The sequence below is a fragment of the Haloarcula amylolytica genome (genome assembly GCF_049705545.1).
GTDB classification, from domain to species: domain Archaea; phylum Halobacteriota; class Halobacteria; order Halobacteriales; family Haloarculaceae; genus Haloarcula; species Haloarcula amylolytica_B.
Map to the genome: position 1 here is coordinate 2,388,098 of NZ_JBNAMU010000001.1, position 15,510 is coordinate 2,403,607.

At 45.2% G+C, this 15,510-nt stretch carries 21 protein-coding genes and 1 tRNA gene; 18 read left to right on the plus strand and 4 right to left on the minus strand.

Features of this window, described 5'->3' with window-relative positions; genetic code table 11:
- Positions 1-34: 34 nt before the first annotated feature.
- The 3 genes from ACOZ4H_RS12435 to ACOZ4H_RS12445 all read right to left on the minus strand — a co-directional run bounded on the left by ACOZ4H_RS12435 (position 35) and on the right by ACOZ4H_RS12445 (position 1,668).
- Complete coding sequence (locus tag ACOZ4H_RS12435; protein ID WP_424329575.1) at positions 35-847, minus strand: HD domain-containing protein; 813 nt, start codon at positions 845-847, stop codon at positions 35-37.
- Positions 848-893: 46 nt separating this feature from the next.
- Positions 894-1,361, minus strand: a complete 468-nt coding sequence (locus tag ACOZ4H_RS12440; RefSeq protein WP_424329576.1) for a peroxiredoxin — start codon at positions 1,359-1,361, stop codon at positions 894-896.
- A gap of 61 nt (positions 1,362-1,422) precedes the next feature.
- Positions 1,423-1,668, minus strand: a complete 246-nt coding sequence (locus tag ACOZ4H_RS12445) for a hypothetical protein (RefSeq protein ID WP_004515651.1) — start codon at positions 1,666-1,668, stop codon at positions 1,423-1,425.
- A 572-nt stretch (positions 1,669-2,240) separates the two neighbouring features.
- Here ACOZ4H_RS12445 and ACOZ4H_RS12450 point away from each other — a divergent pair.
- The 15 genes from ACOZ4H_RS12450 (at position 2,241) to ACOZ4H_RS12520 (ending at position 12,229) form a co-directional block, all read left to right on the plus strand.
- A complete protein-coding gene (locus tag ACOZ4H_RS12450) occupies positions 2,241-2,480 on the plus strand; it encodes a twin-arginine translocase TatA/TatE family subunit (protein WP_424330368.1) in 240 nt (79 codons plus the stop codon).
- Between the two features lie 76 nt (positions 2,481-2,556).
- Positions 2,557-2,630, plus strand: a tRNA-Arg gene (locus tag ACOZ4H_RS12455).
- A gap of 205 nt (positions 2,631-2,835) precedes the next feature.
- Positions 2,836-3,081 (plus strand): hypothetical protein, encoded by a 246-nt coding sequence (locus tag ACOZ4H_RS12460; protein ID WP_424329577.1) that lies wholly within the window; start codon positions 2,836-2,838, stop codon positions 3,079-3,081.
- A 163-nt stretch (positions 3,082-3,244) separates the two neighbouring features.
- Complete coding sequence (locus ACOZ4H_RS12465) at positions 3,245-3,778, plus strand: hypothetical protein (RefSeq protein ID WP_424329578.1); 534 nt, start codon at positions 3,245-3,247, stop codon at positions 3,776-3,778.
- Between the two features lie 47 nt (positions 3,779-3,825).
- On the plus strand, positions 3,826-4,077 hold the full coding sequence (locus ACOZ4H_RS12470) for a hypothetical protein (protein ID WP_424329579.1): 252 nt from the start codon (positions 3,826-3,828) through the stop codon (positions 4,075-4,077).
- A gap of 437 nt (positions 4,078-4,514) precedes the next feature.
- The gene (locus ACOZ4H_RS12475) at positions 4,515-5,021 is read left to right on the plus strand and encodes a winged helix-turn-helix transcriptional regulator (protein ID WP_424329580.1); all 507 of its coding nucleotides are present in this window, start codon (positions 4,515-4,517) and stop codon (positions 5,019-5,021) included.
- Positions 5,022-5,078: 57 nt separating this feature from the next.
- Positions 5,079-5,471: a hypothetical protein gene (locus ACOZ4H_RS12480; protein WP_424329581.1), complete on the plus strand. Its 393-nt coding sequence runs from the start codon at positions 5,079-5,081 to the stop codon at positions 5,469-5,471.
- A 1-nt stretch (position 5,472) separates the two neighbouring features.
- Positions 5,473-6,390 (plus strand): hypothetical protein, encoded by a 918-nt coding sequence (locus ACOZ4H_RS12485; protein WP_424329582.1) that lies wholly within the window; start codon positions 5,473-5,475, stop codon positions 6,388-6,390.
- Positions 6,391-6,445: 55 nt separating this feature from the next.
- The gene (locus tag ACOZ4H_RS12490) at positions 6,446-8,011 is read left to right on the plus strand and encodes a hypothetical protein (protein ID WP_424329583.1); all 1,566 of its coding nucleotides are present in this window, start codon (positions 6,446-6,448) and stop codon (positions 8,009-8,011) included.
- Between the two features lie 51 nt (positions 8,012-8,062).
- Positions 8,063-8,962: a hypothetical protein gene (locus tag ACOZ4H_RS12495; protein ID WP_424329584.1), complete on the plus strand. Its 900-nt coding sequence runs from the start codon at positions 8,063-8,065 to the stop codon at positions 8,960-8,962.
- A gap of 6 nt (positions 8,963-8,968) precedes the next feature.
- On the plus strand, positions 8,969-9,790 hold the full coding sequence (locus ACOZ4H_RS12500; protein WP_424329585.1) for a hypothetical protein: 822 nt from the start codon (positions 8,969-8,971) through the stop codon (positions 9,788-9,790).
- Positions 9,791-9,822: 32 nt separating this feature from the next.
- Entirely contained in the window at positions 9,823-10,956 is a 1,134-nt protein-coding gene (locus ACOZ4H_RS12505) for a hypothetical protein (protein ID WP_424329586.1), read from the plus strand.
- A gap of 72 nt (positions 10,957-11,028) precedes the next feature.
- Positions 11,029-11,367, plus strand: a complete 339-nt coding sequence (locus ACOZ4H_RS12510) for a hypothetical protein (RefSeq protein ID WP_424329587.1) — start codon at positions 11,029-11,031, stop codon at positions 11,365-11,367.
- Positions 11,368-11,663: 296 nt separating this feature from the next.
- Complete coding sequence (locus ACOZ4H_RS12515) at positions 11,664-12,038, plus strand: hypothetical protein (protein ID WP_424329588.1); 375 nt, start codon at positions 11,664-11,666, stop codon at positions 12,036-12,038.
- Between the two features lie 2 nt (positions 12,039-12,040).
- Entirely contained in the window at positions 12,041-12,229 is a 189-nt protein-coding gene (locus ACOZ4H_RS12520) for a hypothetical protein (protein ID WP_424329589.1), read from the plus strand.
- Between the two features lie 542 nt (positions 12,230-12,771).
- Here ACOZ4H_RS12520 and ACOZ4H_RS12525 read toward each other — a convergent pair.
- Positions 12,772-13,083, minus strand: coding sequence for a helix-turn-helix domain-containing protein (locus tag ACOZ4H_RS12525; RefSeq protein WP_424329590.1), 312 nt, complete (start codon positions 13,081-13,083; stop codon positions 12,772-12,774).
- 451 nt (positions 13,084-13,534) lie between these two features.
- On the opposite strand from ACOZ4H_RS12525, the gene ACOZ4H_RS12530 reads away from it, so the two are divergent.
- From ACOZ4H_RS12530 to ACOZ4H_RS12540, 3 genes are all read left to right on the plus strand, one after another.
- Positions 13,535-14,314, plus strand: a complete 780-nt coding sequence (locus tag ACOZ4H_RS12530) for a hypothetical protein (RefSeq protein WP_424329591.1) — start codon at positions 13,535-13,537, stop codon at positions 14,312-14,314.
- Between the two features lie 194 nt (positions 14,315-14,508).
- Positions 14,509-15,105: a tyrosine-type recombinase/integrase gene (locus ACOZ4H_RS12535; protein WP_424329592.1), complete on the plus strand. Its 597-nt coding sequence runs from the start codon at positions 14,509-14,511 to the stop codon at positions 15,103-15,105.
- 96 nt (positions 15,106-15,201) lie between these two features.
- Positions 15,202-15,477: a hypothetical protein gene (locus ACOZ4H_RS12540; protein ID WP_424329593.1), complete on the plus strand. Its 276-nt coding sequence runs from the start codon at positions 15,202-15,204 to the stop codon at positions 15,475-15,477.
- The last annotated feature ends 33 nt before the right edge of the window (positions 15,478-15,510 follow it).

The window sequence follows — 15,510 nt, forward strand, 5'->3', positions numbered from 1 at the left end:
GAAGCACGGTACAAAACCGTTGTGTCGGACCGGTTTAGAGTTCGATCCGCTCGACGATCTGGTTGCCGTCTTCCCGGGTGTTGAGCGCAACGATGCGGACGTGTTCCTCTAGGCCGGAGTCCTTGAGCTTGGCTTTCAGCAGGTTGTCCACCTGATAGACGCCGGCCGCGTTATTCATCGCGATTTCGACGAGTACGGGATAGTCGTCGCCCGAGCTCAGCGTCACCGTCTCGATAGCCTGGCTGGAGACAGTGTCGATACCGCGACCGCCGCGCTTGTACGGAATCCGCGAACGACCGCGCTCCATGTCCAGCGCGTCGGCGACGCGAACGACGCCTGCTTCCAGCGTCAGCGGGTTTTCCTCGGTGTGATGACAGAGAATCGCGTGTAACACTTCGCCTTTTACCTGAACCGCCTGTCGAACGTCGTAGAATTCATCGAGCAGGTCATCGAGGAGATCGGCTGCCAGCGGGATCGAATAATAGGGGTGTGAATCGCGGTGGACGACGTGGCCGATGTCGTGCAGCGTCGTCGCAAGTGCGATGATGACAGCCTCGTCGGCCTCATCGAGGCCGTGGTCGGCCGCACCGTTGAACTCGACGCCGCCCTGTTTGAGGAGGTCATACAGGCACAGCGCTCGATTCCGGACGATGTCGATATGTTTCGCGCCGTGGTCGTTGTACCGCTTGCGCGCGACGGGGTTGATGTTCTGGGCTTCAAGATACGCCTGAATCTCCTCGTCAGTCGTGACGGTGTCGAGAACGGCGTTCAGTCGCCCGTCGGGGAACGCATGGTCCGCGTCGGGATCGTAAATACGGCCGCTAGTATCGTCGCTGTCAACGCTCATGTCATAACCCAGACGACCCACCGCGAAAAATCCCCCACCGGCGCGGTCAGGTGGCGGCGTCGATCACTTCGTCGTAGTCCGGTTCGACGCCGGGGTCGTCGCTGACCCAGGCGTACGTGATGTCCTGGTCCTCGTCGATAACGAAGACGGCTCGCTTGGCGACGTTCGGAACGCCGAGTGCTTCGAAGTCCATCGAAATGTCGTAGGCGTCGACGATCTCCCGCCCGGAGTCACTGATGAGATCGAACTCGAGTCCCAGTTCGTCCCGGAACGCGTTCTGTGAGAACGGTGTGTCGATGCTGACGCCGTACAGCGTCGCCCCCGCCTCGGTGAGTTCGTCGAGTCGATCCTGGAACGTGTTCATCTCGTGGCTGCAAACGCTGGTGAACGCCCCGGGGAAGAATGCGAGAACAATAGGCCCGTCGCCGAGCGCCTCGGACAGCGTTATCTCATCGATGTCGCCGTTTGCAATCGGTGCCGTGAAATCGGGTGCAGTGTCTCCGGTTGCTACCATACTGGCGACCTGGGTCCTGGCAGGTAAAACCCTTTCCGACGTGGCCGAGTCCGGTCCAGAGTCAGAACTGCGCGAACTTCGCCGTGACTTCGTCGATCCACTCTGGCAGCTCGCGGTCGGCAAGTGTCCCGTCGGCGTCCCGGGTCGTGACGACGTCCGCGATCTCGCCCTCGCGCGTGATATCGAGTCGCCACACCCCGTCAGCCTCGATATCGACCCGAACTACGTCCTCTCCGACGGGTTTGATCGGTCGGATCGTTACCTCTTCCCCGCTCCTGACTTCCATCGTGTGGCTGTCGGCCGGCATCTGGTATCCCTGAGCGCCCGACAGTAGTTATATCCCCGGGCAGATGCGGCCATCTATCCGGCGCTGCACCCGGTGAGTAGTGATTTAACAAACGTATAATGAATTGACAGTATCACATAGCCGTTACTGCGGGTGCGAACCCGCATCCGGACAGACCACGCATGCAGACCATGGCCACGGAAGTCGTGTCACCTGGACAATCCCAGCTATCAGCCTGGTCCGTGGACATGTAGCGGTCTATCTGTCGACGTGCCGTACCCAGCCAGAGACACCACACGGCCGGGGAGATGGTGTCTCGTATTGCCCCCCGATCCACACCCATTACGCCCACTCCCCCACCCCCATGCCGGGCCTCGCCGTCGGTTCCCGGCGAGGCCGTTTCCACATCCTGAGCGGTTGCGACTCCGCTTGTGACTCATGCTCTGTCTTCGGCCTACATCAGAGCAGCGCCACAGAGGGAATTCAGATAGCAATGAATCGCCTGGCAGGCCGACCTGAGCAAAAAGGTTATAATAGCAACCACGTAACCTTCGGATACAATGTTAGGGACATCCGGAGTACTGTTCCCGGGGATGCCCGGGACGACGGAGATGATGGTCATCCTCCTCATCGCCGTCCTGCTGTTCGGTGCGAACAAGATTCCAAAACTAGCGCGGTCGACTGGCGAAGCCATGGGCGAGTTCCAGAAGGGGCGCGAAGAAGTCGAGCAGGAACTCGAAGAGATGCGTGAGGGCGGCGCTGCAGAGGGCACCGACGCCTCCACCGTGGACTCGGCCGAGTCGACCGAGACGGCGACGGAAACCGAGACGTAACCTCGACACTTCTCCGTTTTCAGCGATCTGTAGTGATAACGAAAGGATTTTTCGCCGGTCAATCAACCACTCGGTAGGGCGTGTGGCCTAGTGGACCAGGGCGAGGGGTTCCTAACCCCTAGAACGCGGGTTCGAATCCCGCCACGCCCGTTTCCTCAACAACGGATTAAGAATCGCACTACGTAGCCGGATTTTGGGGGTTATTTGGAGCATTGGGGGCGATGATTCGAATCAATATCGGGACACCAGTCCACGCCGTATGCGACTGACGTGTGATTCGAAGCGTGTCATTCATATGAATGTTCTATTAAAATACATAGGATTAAGTGAAGAAATTTCGTCAGCCGATATTGCAATGGTTGAAGACGACCGAAAAAAGACAGAATGGATTGAGCAGATAATCGAAGAAATTGACCAGAAATTGAAGGAGATACGGGAAGATGATATGTATGCCTACCCGGACGAGAAGCTTCTACTTGAGTCCATTATTGATGACTTGGAAATTGCAAGTCATGATTTGGCTTTCCGAGATTCATCATGTGACGATGAATCTGATTGGATTGAAATCCCAGACCATGCGGTAGAACGGGCGCAAGAGTAACGAAAACAGACGACGGGATAGGCACACTCGAAGATGCGATGAGTATTGGATGTGGGTTTTCCCCGTCGCCCATTTTATTCATTATCACACTACCCTAAATAATCTACCCCAGTCGGACTGGGGTAACACCTTTGTTGGATATCCTATATATTTTAAATGTAATATGAGTATTGGATGTAAGTCGCAGATTGAATTTTCCGGAGAACAGTACGCAGAGGCTATCAGACACACGAAATCACTTAATTTCCAAAATGATAGGGATTTAGGTCGTACTGATGACGACCATTTACAAGACCAATTTCTGGGGTACATCGCCGAAATAGCAGGATTAGAGCGGTTAAAGGAATTGGGATTAGAACCTCGTCATGTGGATGAATCTGAGTCGTATATTTACGATATCGAAATAGCACAGGGCGTCAAAGTAGACGTTAAATCCCGTAAGCTCTGGAATTTCGACAATCCTGATTTACTCGTGCGAGATGAATCAGAGCATGCAGACGTATACGTAATGGTGGAACTCTCAGATGTGGAAAACGGAGGGTACAGTGCATCTGTCGTTGGTTGGGTATCTAAGCATGAAGTATTCGCATATGGGGAAGATTTCTTACCATATGTGTCTAAAAATGACAAACAGAAAATTGATAGAAAGTATCTCCGGGATATGGATACTTTAGCTGATTTCCTTGATGCTTTCTGATTCGATATACCACTAAATATTTAAATACAAAAATATTAATTACTAATATGTTCAACTTGGAACATGAAACCTACGAGGAAGCTAGCAATAGAGGATTTGTATCGGCATCAGATATCCCAGATTCAGAGCGAGGTCGCAGAATTCTAAAGTACGCATTCAGGACATTTGCGTACAGAAATCTGGAGAATGATGATGATGATGATGATGTGTACCTTGTTAAGGAATTTCCGGACCCGCCGGAAAATCGAACTGAAAAAGAATCAGTTGGTGCTTCCGAAATCTTGGGTGATGGGCTATGAAATGTCCAAATTGTGATTCAGAATCGTTGTCAGAAGTGCAGGAAGTAGTTGATATTGATGGTTCAGGACCGGAGGCTACAAAATGGGAGGAAATTCATGATTGTATGTCGTGTGGGATGAATGTTCGTCATGTCATCAACCAGAAAATCGGAGAAGATTACATCATATAATAAATAGTTGATTCTGGGCGCTCAGATAGGTTCTGAGCAATTTCTTTTTCGTGATGATGTATTCCCTGGTTCTTGGGACAAACTAATTCTATGGTCTATTGCAGCCTGGTTTCAGAGGTCTACGATACAGTTGTACCCCATGCTCCAATGAGTGGAGTCGTAAGTTGTAGTTGAAGCGTGTCAGACCATCATATTTGCATATGCACACGCACACGTATTATACCATGATTCAGTACACCTTTGCACTTTTATTCCATTGTTTCATGTATGGACCAAATCGAATTAGAAAACCAATTGGATAGAAAAGATAGGCGGTTCATCAATGTAGTTCACAAATACGAAGAGGCGACTACAACGGATATTCGCCAACGAACTGGATTATCACGGTCGGAAGTAAATCATCGGTTCAAGAAGCTATCAGAGTTAGATTTGATTGATGTATCCTACGCTAACGAAGGAAAAGGTAACCGTCAACCGCCAAAAGTAGCTACTCTGACCGGACGGTCTCGGTCGGCGATTGAACGAGGAATCTTGCGAAAAATCGACCAAGGTTTATCGGATGAAGAGATTGATGACTTGCGTTCTGAAGTGCGTGAATTACGTGAACAGGTGAATTCCAACACGAATCGTTTAGATGTAATATCCGACTCGATACAGACTCTGGAATCCACCGTATCAGACCTTGATGACGACATAGAACATCTTTACGAATATTCAGATGCAGTCAAACAATCCATCATCGATATTCGGAACCACATTGGATTAGACTATTAAAATTATATATCCAATTGCCATAAATCATTTAGGGTATAGTTTCAATTATATTACTGTATGGTTAATGGAAACCTAAATGCGTCAAGCCTACGCAAGATTAAATCCTATAATCACGGACTCTTCTTGCTATTCTTGGCCATTTCGTTGCAAGTAGTACAGTTTGTATCAAATATCGGCAATGTATCATTTGGCACTGGTGTGGATGCTATGTCCGGACTGCCTATTGCGGTTGTAGGCGTCTGGCTGACGTTCACACTGGGTCTGGTTTTCAACAGAAGTCGGAAACGGTATGACACAATGGACAAGGTTGGACTGGGATTATTCTCAGTTCTTCAAATCCTGATTTACCTGATTACACCAGTCTCAGACTTTGTACTGGGTAATCCTGTAATCGGTCTAATCGCAATGATACCATTTGCTGCAACATACTTCCTGACGGTGATTCGATAATATGATAGACAAAATTCTAAATTCACGAAAATCAGTTGTACAGGCTCTCTTAGCAATATTTGTAGTCGGTTCAGTAATCTCAGGTGGTGCGGCTGCGCATAGTCTAAATCAGTCTCTTTGGGATTCTCAAGATGAATTAGAATCGATTAGCGCAGACAATTCTTCGGTCAATAATGGAACAATCGAAATCCCAGAAGGTAGCATGTATCAAACGGATAATATTACGACATCAGAGGCTGTAACTTCGTTTACCGTTAATATTTCAAACCATACTGTAAACGAAGTTGTCGTCGTTGTTGATGACAATAACGGTAGTTCGGGTACTTCCGAGGTAATATTGGAATCAGGAACAACGACCGTGCCAATCAACGGTACTGTGTCTGATTTCTCGATAGACATCGATGCACCTGACGATATAGATGGAACAAATGATACCGTGGTCGTAGAATCAATTGAAGCTAATATCGCAACTCAGGACCCTGTATTAGTGTTTAACGACACTAACGATGTTCATCAGATTGAAACAAATGAAAGCCACACAATTGATGTAAGTAATTCGTTTGATTACGACGGTGATAATCTGACGTATGAATATGCGATAGATGATGGGTCTTTAGATTGGCAAACGATGGATAACGGCACGCTAACCATCAATAAGTCCACAATCGGCGAAACTGATTACGTGTTCCGTGCGGTAGACGAACACGGTGCAACATCGGATGTACAAAGTCGCACAGTGCAGGTCTTAGAATCTGATTCAGATTCGACAGAGACTGCTACGGAATCCGATGAATCAGGTGGTGCAGTAATCATTGGTGACTCCGGAGATGGTCAATCACCAATTGTCGTACTTGGTGTCGCAGCGTCGATAATTGCCGCTCTGATTGCGATTCTTGGGATTGCTAAAGTAGCCGAATAAATTCCAACTCGAACCGACGAAAACCCTTTAGCGTTCCAAATTTATTTTTTATTTGATGTTACGCACACGAATTTATCCGATAGTATTGATTCTACTCCTTCTCACACAAGGGGTAACTGCACCACTGTTTGTCGGTCAAGCTGCGGCAGCAGATGTGTCTGAAGAACGAAAATGCAGTGAAGTAGGGACATTTCAGATGCTCAACCCCGACTGTCAACCGCACTACGGCGACACGAATTCGTCAACTGTAGACGGCAAAGAAACAGTTCTGTACGACCCTGTTCCGACTGAAGGACGTACAGCAGAACAGGTCCATTACGACATCTTTGTCGATGGTACGTATATGGAAGATGCATCTGACCAACACACTTCTGAAATCCGGTCACACAGCAATCAGACGGTCGCTTTAGCGTATTCAGAAGCGTGGAATTCGATTGTTGAAGTGCGAAATTCAGACGGTAAAAGAGCTGAAGCACAAAAGGAAGCATACGAATCAATTAACGACTTTTACGCAATGCAAGAGAAATCATTGTATATCAACCAAAATCGGCACGCTCAGCGTCTTAAAACGATGAATCAGACTGTATCGGAAACTGGCAATCTTGGACTATTTGACGTATTTCTGGTTAAAAATGAATATCAGCGGAAATTCATGTTTGATTCAAGAAATGTAACGTTGTTTAACGGGTCGAACATGACCGTCACAGATGCGTATTATATCTACGGTACTGGACAGTATGGAAATACGAAAATTAAGTCATACACTGCCTATAACGGCGAATTAGTGGATGCTAATACATCGGCTTACCCTGGAGATGTATCTAATACCCATTACTTCTTGCAGATGAAAAATCCAGAAGGTAAGACAATTACTATCATGGACGGTCGGGAATACAATGAATCCTACCACAAAATCAACGAAAACCGCAAGCAAGCGTTGGATAATGCGGACAAGATAGTCGATTCAGTATGGGAAAATTGTGATGTCGGCGAATGTCAACCGCAGGACGGCGGACCTATCCACATGATTTACTCGATGTCTTCAAATTACGATTCAACAGGACATTATGCGCCTGTAGCAGCAATCACTGGTTCTCAGGGGTATGCTGGAGACTATTCTAAGGCATACAGTATTACGTGGCAGCAGCGTCTTCCAGATGGAAATCTGTCTGAGCCAAAAACGGCTAATGGAACTATCTTTTGGACAAATGGAACTTTTCAGAATGGGACTGTGAAGACGACTACGTACAACGCTTCACAGTCTAACGGAACTGCGCATTTCGTTTACCAAGACGGCAATTCAGCCGGTGAAGTCACTTTCAACGGCACATACACTGTCAATTGGATTAAGAACACAGAAACAGGTGAGAAAATAAACCAGACTACATCTCAGAACACTCAGTTCAGAACTACGGATACACAAGATTTGAACAAGAATATCAAAGACTTGCTTGAGCGGATGGAAGACCTCGAAGAGCAACAACGGTCTGGTGGAGTCGTCGTTGACGTAGGCAATCCACTCAATTCATTTAATTCGCAAGGGATGTTAATTGGAATTGGAATTGCGTTCGGATTCATCTTCCTCGTAGGGTGGCTAATATCGGCTATCAAGCCGTACTGAAATTCCAAACGCCAAAATTCCTTTAGTGTAGTATTTTTAATTTATTCATGTATGAGAAGAATAGTACTACCAATTGCAGCAGTCCTAATTTTGCTTTCTCTATCGATTCCTGGTGCAGCGGCTCAGACTACTGAGACACCAGAACCGACAGAGACGGGCAAAACACTAGCTGACTGCAATCCTAATGCCGAATCGTATAGTTCATGCTTGAAACAAAATACTGACGCTCAGGACGTACTAACTTGGATAAATCAACGTCCGTCTGAGCTATCAAAAAACCAAATATCAGCCGTCTATGCGTATGATTTGACCAACTCTTCCATTGAATCAGAATCTCAGAAGATTAACGCTTGGAAGACGTGGGTAGCTGGTGGAGACAAACCCGAATGGTTCGGTGAACAAAGTTCGACCACGCCGACCACGGAGACCGCCAGTTCAGGTAATCAGAGTACAGAAGAAATCAACAAATACCGGCAGATTCGCCCCGGTCAGTGGATTACTGAACAGCCCGAATTCTATGACAACGGAACTGGTAAAATCACCATTTACAGCCAGTATGACGGCAAAATTGCAATTGTAGATAATGGTGATTGTGATAATGTCCAAGGGTCTTGTAAACCGGATGTAGTCAATAGCGATGTTTCAGGTGGGCAAACCACCCAAATTTGGTTCGAAGCATCAGTGATGACTGGCACACTATCTAACGGCAATCAGCAGGTAACATTAAATTCACTAACTAACTCTCAAGGCGAATACGAACTTGCAATAATGCTACTTAGCGACGATGATACGGAGTTATTTGGACAACCCGTGTGGGATTACGTTTGGGTCGCTGTGGTTGCTGCAACCCTTACACTGGCGATTCTGGCATTACTCACGTACGCATTCATCTACATCAGGAATCGAACGTTGGAAGAAAACTTGTTCCAGTATCTAATCGAAAATGTGTGATATATTATGTCTGATAAATCTACTACACCGCACGACGTGAATCGAATTAACGACTACGAGGAACGAGATGTCTGGGATATGTTTATCCAGATTTGGACATCCAAGCTTGGGATTCTTGCAGGTGCCATTATAATACTAGCTCTGTGTGGAATCTCAATTTCCTTCTTACTCGGATGGTTAAATTTTAAAATTGTATGGGGAACAACAGAGCTTGTCGCAGTCCTATCGGTATTAGCGTCTCTTGGATTGGGTGGCTGGTTTATCGTTCTCCCGATGTTAAGCCTTGATTCGACGGATTTTGAGATTTTAGTGAAACTCAATTCAACTCACGATTCGATTATCGACGGCTGGATTATGCATCCTGTACGCATGGCTAAGGTATCGGTTGATGTGGGACAAGTATACAAAGAATCTGTATTAGGTGTCACGGTCTATTTCGTACGAGATTATGACCCATCAGACAGGATTGCGAAAGGCACGTGGCGTGGCGAGATGAACGATGTAGAACTTGAGACGCACGTTCAGGCGATGGAGCAAAATCGTGGACAGCTCCGTCAGTGGGCGATGATTGGGCAGCAGCTATACGCCAAATTACCTGGTATCGCCCAGTCTATTGAAAACAGATACTGGAACGATATGACAAAACACGAATTGGAAAAAGAAGCTATCAAACACCCAGATATCGTAACTTCAGAGGTTACGAAATCGGTCGAAATGTTGGTTGACTCGATAGAGACTCCAGATGAAGCTGACTCAGAGGAGATGATGGAAGAAGAGGTCAAAGAAGAAGTCGGTGAAATTCCAGACGAATGGGGTGATAACCAATGAATCAGAATCGAACTGAGTACGACGGATATAATGTGAAAGAACTCCGAGAGCAGGCTCTAAACGCCGATATTAACGCTCTGGCGGATGTTGGATTATTGGATGAAGATACAGTCGAATACTTGATTTCGTTTGAACAATCGTATGAACCGGGTTCTCGACAACACTACAAAACCGGTAAGCCTGCTGTCAATCCCGAAAATACAGAGAAGTGGCGAAGAATTGCTCGGCAAGATATCTCTCAGAATCTACGCCAAGCCGTTAGAAACGGCAGATACGAAGTTATTGAATTCGCTCTTGGGTTCAACGAGGAAAACTCAGACGTACCGTTTCAGGAAGCCCTCTCATTGGAAAACATCATCCACGGAGATGAATTCCGAATTTTGGTATTTACGGGCGGTCAGGGTGGTGGAAAGAGCTATCTGGCATACACGATAGGCAAGTACAAGAAACGGCTCTGCGACCGTGATGGAATTGCTGTACGGGTAGTCACAAACAGCTTGTCGGCGGTCGAAGCGAACGATGACTTGGAGTTTGTCGGAAGTCCGGAAGACCTTCTCGAATACCGTTTGGAGCATCCGGGAGAAGTTGTCTTCATATTTGACGAGGCTAGTTCCTTCTTTGATTCGAAAGCTGCAGGGAACGCCGCTCAGATGGCTCAGTTCGTGCCATTTCTCCGCCGTATGCGGAAATTTAGAATTCTACCCATTATCGTGAGTCACAGAGCTATGGACATCGGAACAGACGTTAGAAAACTTGAATCCGTGGTTTTTGTGGATAAACCGACTCAGGACAAGGCAGTGTTTTATGAAGATGAGAAAAACGGCGAATTAGAAGGTAAGATGTTTGAGATATCGGGCTACAGCACTGACGAACGATATGAATACGAATCTGATGACCCGTTCATCTCATGGAAATGGGAAGGTCTGGACCGCATAACGGAATTAATGGAGAATCCAAGAGATTTTCAATCCTTATGGGAGGATAAAGGAATCGTCCGGGACTTGAAGGAAAAAGCAGACCGAATCGATGAACTTCAGTCACTAAAAGAGGAACGAGATGACCTAATCAGACAGTGTTCTGAACTTGAATACACGCAAGAGGAAATCGCTGATTTTGCCAGTGTAAGCCGCTCTCGTGTCCAATCAGTTCTTAATGACACCACCTAACATCAGGTTTCACCTGCTAAATACAGATAATCCATGCGATACATATTTATACTTATAGGATAATTGATATATATGTTCAATAGAACAGAAGATTATTGTGAAGAATGTGATGTAGCACGGTCTGGCAACTACTGTAATCAGTGTGGGTCAGAGCTTACTGAATGGGATTCAGATGAGTTGCTTGAACACATTAGGGATGATGTCGTAGATTGGCCAATAATTGCGACTGAACGGGTGCCGGTTTATATCGAACAGGACATCAGCCATATCCTTACGTCTGCTTGTGACGCTGATAGACTGCCGTTCAACCAATCAGATTTCCACGTAGACTTATTCTTAGATTCATCTGAGGTTGAAATTACGGTATATAAAGACGGTTCGGTTGATTTCGATTATCCAGTCAATGACTGAACGTTACACATACACTTGAATCTCGTGAATTCCAAGTTAGATTACACCCAGGAGGAAATCGCTGATTTTGCCAGTATAAGCCGCTCTCGGGTACAATCTGTCTTGAATGACACATCCTAACATCTGTTTTTGACCTTTCTACACAGATAATCGCAAGACGGCGACCGTGTTTCCGACTGCACAATTTTTTCCAAAATATACCCTTACCCCATTACGTAGTAATGGGGTAAAAATTTACTCGACAAGACTCAGAAAAAGATACTAGCTATTATCGGGTAAATCGTGTCGGATATAACATGGTATTAGTAGAGTGGTCGGCATGGGTAGAATTCCTGTACTTGTATGCGCTGATGTGTGTGATGTTTTTGATATTCGGTTTCTTCACAGTGAAATTTACTACCTGGGGAATAATAGGAACAATGGCTGCATCTGCCGTATACAAGCTGATACCGGGTCAATCAGTAGATATATCAACACCAATTAATCTAATAATCGAACTGTGGACCATCTATCCAGATACATACTTTGTCGTCGTATCGCACGTTGATGGGCTTCTCAGCGTATCTATCATCACATTATTATACGGATTGGTGATTTTTCCATATCTTGTCGGGATATTATTTGCGCTAATTTGGTGGCCAGAGTTAATTATATTCAGGGTTCTCTTCTAAGTGTGAACGAGAAAGAGTCACTGGAAGAAGCGGTGCAAATCGGCGACATCAAAACCTGTCCTGATTGTGGCGCAGAAATTGAGATTCCGTATTCACCGAATTCTCTAAAACACGGAACTTGCACCGGTTGTGGTCAGGAATTTAAGATACACTCGATACAGTTCCTGACAAGAACTAAAACAGATGAATGAAATCCAACTGGCGGTAGATATTTAGGGTTTGTATCATTATTCATATATGTATGGCTACAGTATCGAAAGAACAGTGTTTTGATTGCGATAGTCTCCTTCTGACGCATTCTGGTGATACATTTGAATGTCCGAAGTGCAACAAACGATACGCTCGAACGCTTATTCCAATCAATTCAGATATGGGCAGATTCCTTGAGGGTGGTGAAATATGATTTCTGTTTACGTAGTGACCAATCTTGTCACAAACCACGGTGTCCGGTCACTTGAAAAGGTGTTCAACTCTCACAGTGCTGCTGAAGAGTATTGCGAGAACATGATTGAAAAACACTATGCTGGAATTCGTGGGTCTGAACATACCCATCAGATAGAAGATTACATCTGGTCAAACGGAGTTGATGAATGGGGTTATCGCATCGACCGATGTGAGTTTGTAACTGATGATACCTATGATTAGTAGTTCAAATCGTTGATTTTGAGTGCTGAGTTGGGGTTATTTCATTCCAACTTCCCCACCAGCAATTAATTAGCCCCTGATGTTCGTCTTAGTCCTCCTGATACTCGTCCACATTATCCATCCTGTATTTTATATCATCCATTGGACTCCAAGTACCAGCTTCAATAACACACATAAGAGTGTTCTTAGCTTTATCTGCTTTCTTGACAGCCCGACTTGCATATGATGAGACAGTCCCCTCCTCTACACCAAGCTCATCAGCTATCTCAGCGTCGGAATGTCCTTCATACCTCATTTGAAGTACCTGCACTTCTCGCTCAGATAGAGTTGAACTATCCGTAATCACATCTGTGCTATATTCTAATGTATCAGGATACTCATCAGGGTCTTTCAGTGCCATGTTCACCTATTCAGTAGAGTGTAACTTAATGATTGCGGATATATGTGTATGCGTGTATTTGCATGAGTGAGATACTTATAAAGAAACTCGCCAAAGTATTAAAAATCGTGAATGATTAGGTAAGATATGGACTTAAACCTAGATAGTCGGACTCTTGAAATTGACCATCAAATTTGGCAGCAAATTGAACCAGTAAGTTCGCTGGTTGAATGGGGGAGCGACACTCTCAGTATAGTTTCTATCCTGTGTGCCGGAGTGGCTGAAGTTAGCTACTTGAACGCTCTTGTGATTATATACAGCATCAGCTCAAAACTAGTCGAGATACAACCCGTCGCAAGGTTAGCCGCCCACGGTAAAGCAGGCACTTCAGGTACGGCTAAAATGTCAAACTAGGAATTGTGATATCGGCTAAATTTAACATGAATGAATACTAGAATCTCTTAATCAACCAATGACTGATTATGATTTGACTGACTTCTTCAGCCCTGAGGAGCTTGATAAAAGAAATTTTCAGGATGTGCTCGATGCCGATGAGAGAACTCGTGAGGAACTTGTTGAGGATAGTTTTGATTCTAAAGGATTAGAGGTATTCAACGATATTCGAGCGCTCTATAGTACTCTGAATATGGTAAACACGAACTTTGCTCTACTGACGAAGAAACGAGATGAATTCATGTCCCATGACGCTTTATACTGGATGAAAAAATCAGGTGATGAAATGCAGAAATTTTTCAGAGAATATATGAGACTTTTACACAACTATGCAGCTTCAGTACATACACTAATTTCCCATAGCTACACGTTTCTGGACCGATACGAAGACGAGAAACCCAATCTTAAACCAGAATATTTTGAAGAGATTGGTTCACGTGACCTTGAGACTAAGGTTAATTTGATAAAGCAAATACGACACTATACGCAAAAGAACTGGACTCCGCCACTATCCGCTAATATTTCACCCACGATGAATGAAGATGAGAAAGATGAATTATATCTATTTTTAAAAAGAGACGAGATGTTGGAATGGAATGGATGGGACTCAGATGTACGTGAATTTCTTAAATCGCTGGATGAAGATATTCTGATTACAGAGCTAGCTGAAGAGTATCAAGAGGAGATGAATGACTTCTACGATTGGTTCAGGATGTTTACGTTGAGTGAATTTTATGACGAAATTATGGAATATGTTACTGCACAAATAATTCTGGAAGATAGGCACAGTCACGACTAGAAGAGGGTGAAAGGCAGAATGTTCAGAGAGGAATCTGTGTCGTAGAATGAGGTATTCTCTGACGATTGAATCTCACAGAGCAGTCTAATCGCTCTGATTTTCGCTCAAACCCTACCTTCGAAGCTATAATTCACAGTTCTATGTCATGAAAACATATTTAGTCTTAAAGCACGACACAGTATATAGAGTATAATATGCAAGTAGAACCATATGATAATAAATCCGGATACAGAGTTTGGTTATCTGATTCAGAACAACAACAGTTGTTGAGCTACTACGACGAACATCCAGAGAAACAGCTTGCGATTGAATTGATGCTTGACGGTCTTCGTGCAGATGAAGTTCCTCGTGTCTCGATGAGTGATTTTCGAAAAATGAACGTCGAAGAAGAAGGATGGATGTTGCACGTCTGGGAATCCAAAACAAACTACCGAGAGTGCCCAGTCTCAAATTCAACTGTGCAGAAAGCCAATATGCTCAAGAACGTTCGTTCGATGAAAAAATCTGATTCACTTGTTGATGCATCTAAGAGAACAGTTCAGAGATGGGTAACAAATGCTGCTAAAGACCTCTCTGATGGTGAAGAATATTGGGAATCAGTAACAGCACACGATTTGAGAAGGACATGGTGTACGCATACGTATTGGTCAATCTCGGGTGCAAGAGCTAGAGAGGTAGTCATGTCGTGGGGAGGCTGGGATGATGTTCAGACTTTCTCTCACAATTACTTAGGAAAAGTCCCAGACAGCGTGGCGATTGACATCATGGACGAGGCTGGATTACGAGAGTAGTCAACTATATAATTCCACTATTTTTGGAGTTCAATTATTCTGTTTCACTTTGGGGGAAAGTATATAAAGGTGTAGTCCAAATGATTAGTTGCAACAATGATTGCACAAAACCAAAGCGAAGATAAAGAACAGATTGCAAGAGATAATGTCGATTTCGGAGCCGAACTTGAAACACACTACCGAGATGATGGTTGGACACTAGCAGTTGAGATTGATGACGGTGGTGTAGCAATTGAACTGCGAGATGGTAACTATGCTGTAGCAGATGGAACCGTTGAAGGTGCGAACCGTTACGATTTGACTGAAAATCTTGAAGTATACGATGAATTTGAAGCCGCTCTGGACGACTTCAAGCAGCGATGTGAAGAATAACTGACGAAGCAATTCCTTCATTTTTCAAGTGAT

Bases quoted from the DNA above. Each gene is read 5' to 3' on its own strand.
- ACOZ4H_RS12435 (WP_424329575.1), bottom strand. From the start codon at position 847: ATGAGCGTTGACAGCGACGATACTAGCGGCCGTATTTACGATCCCGAC.
- ACOZ4H_RS12440 (WP_424329576.1), bottom strand. From the start codon at position 1,361: ATGGTAGCAACCGGAGACACTGCACCCGATTTCACGGCACCGATTGCA.
- ACOZ4H_RS12445 (WP_004515651.1), bottom strand. From the start codon at position 1,668: ATGCCGGCCGACAGCCACACGATGGAAGTCAGGAGCGGGGAAGAGGTA.
- ACOZ4H_RS12450 (WP_424330368.1), top strand. From the start codon at position 2,241: ATGCCCGGGACGACGGAGATGATGGTCATCCTCCTCATCGCCGTCCTG.
- ACOZ4H_RS12460 (WP_424329577.1), top strand. From the start codon at position 2,836: ATGGTTGAAGACGACCGAAAAAAGACAGAATGGATTGAGCAGATAATC.
- ACOZ4H_RS12465 (WP_424329578.1), top strand. From the start codon at position 3,245: ATGAGTATTGGATGTAAGTCGCAGATTGAATTTTCCGGAGAACAGTAC.
- ACOZ4H_RS12470 (WP_424329579.1), top strand. From the start codon at position 3,826: ATGTTCAACTTGGAACATGAAACCTACGAGGAAGCTAGCAATAGAGGA.
- ACOZ4H_RS12475 (WP_424329580.1), top strand. From the start codon at position 4,515: ATGGACCAAATCGAATTAGAAAACCAATTGGATAGAAAAGATAGGCGG.
- ACOZ4H_RS12480 (WP_424329581.1), top strand. From the start codon at position 5,079: ATGGTTAATGGAAACCTAAATGCGTCAAGCCTACGCAAGATTAAATCC.
- ACOZ4H_RS12485 (WP_424329582.1), top strand. From the start codon at position 5,473: ATGATAGACAAAATTCTAAATTCACGAAAATCAGTTGTACAGGCTCTC.
- ACOZ4H_RS12490 (WP_424329583.1), top strand. From the start codon at position 6,446: ATGTTACGCACACGAATTTATCCGATAGTATTGATTCTACTCCTTCTC.
- ACOZ4H_RS12495 (WP_424329584.1), top strand. From the start codon at position 8,063: ATGAGAAGAATAGTACTACCAATTGCAGCAGTCCTAATTTTGCTTTCT.
- ACOZ4H_RS12500 (WP_424329585.1), top strand. From the start codon at position 8,969: ATGTCTGATAAATCTACTACACCGCACGACGTGAATCGAATTAACGAC.
- ACOZ4H_RS12510 (WP_424329587.1), top strand. From the start codon at position 11,029: ATGTTCAATAGAACAGAAGATTATTGTGAAGAATGTGATGTAGCACGG.
- ACOZ4H_RS12515 (WP_424329588.1), top strand. From the start codon at position 11,664: ATGGTATTAGTAGAGTGGTCGGCATGGGTAGAATTCCTGTACTTGTAT.
- ACOZ4H_RS12525 (WP_424329590.1), bottom strand. From the start codon at position 13,083: ATGGCACTGAAAGACCCTGATGAGTATCCTGATACATTAGAATATAGC.
- ACOZ4H_RS12530 (WP_424329591.1), top strand. From the start codon at position 13,535: ATGACTGATTATGATTTGACTGACTTCTTCAGCCCTGAGGAGCTTGAT.
- ACOZ4H_RS12535 (WP_424329592.1), top strand. From the start codon at position 14,509: ATGCAAGTAGAACCATATGATAATAAATCCGGATACAGAGTTTGGTTA.
- ACOZ4H_RS12540 (WP_424329593.1), top strand. From the start codon at position 15,202: ATGATTGCACAAAACCAAAGCGAAGATAAAGAACAGATTGCAAGAGAT.